General features: G+C 58.5%; 1 protein-coding gene and 1 pseudogene. Both read left to right on the forward strand.

Features of this window, described 5'->3' with window-relative positions; genetic code table 11:
• A pseudogene (locus B2952_RS11900) lies at positions 1 to 188 on the forward strand (FAD-binding protein); the annotation flags it as partial.
• 5 nt (positions 189 to 193) lie between these two features.
• A partial coding sequence (locus B2952_RS11905) for an acyl-CoA dehydrogenase family protein (RefSeq protein ID WP_290781629.1) occupies positions 194 to 752 on the forward strand: 559 nt, incomplete at its 3' end.

A 752-nucleotide genomic window follows, 5' to 3' on the forward strand; every position in this document is an offset into this window, starting at 1 on the left:
TGTATATCGCCTGCGGTATCTCCGGCCAGATTCAGCACCTCGCCGGCATGCAGGATTCAGGAATCATCATCTCCGTGAACTCCGACCCCGACGCCCCGATCAACGCTATCGCTGACTACGTGATCAACGGCACCGTCGAAGAGGTCATCCCGAAGATGATCAAGTATTACAAGGCAAACAACAAGTAGGCGTTATGGCGAATTTTTACACAGACCATCCAGAGATTAAGTTCAACCTTGAAAGCTCTCCTCTGATGCAGCGCATCGTGGAGCTCAAGGAAAACGGCTACGCCGACAAGGACAGCTTTGACTATGCGCCGGAAGACTACGCCGACGCGATAGACAGCTACAACCGCGTGCTCGAAGTCGCGGGCGACATCACCGCGAACACCATCTTCCCGAACTCCGAAGACGTGGACGCCGAAGGCCCCCACTGCGAAGACGGCCGCGTGCGTTACGCAAGCAAGACCTACGAGAACCTGGAAGCCACCCGCAAGGCCGGCCTCAATGGCGTGACCATGCCGCGCCGCTTCGGCGGCCTGAACTTCCCGATTACCGCCTACACGGCCATCAACGAAATGATCGCCTCTGCGGACGCCGGTTTCGAGAACATCTGGTCCCTTCAGGACTGCATCGAGACCTTGTACGAGTTCGGCGACGAGGACCAGCGTTCCCGCTTTATCCCGCGCGTTTGCGCCGGCGAGACGATGTCCATGGACCTGACCGAACCCGATGCCGGTTCCGACCTGCAGC

The organism is Fibrobacter sp. UBA7003 (assembly GCA_002449765.1).
GTDB lineage: Bacteria > Fibrobacterota > Fibrobacteria > Fibrobacterales > Fibrobacteraceae > Fibrobacter.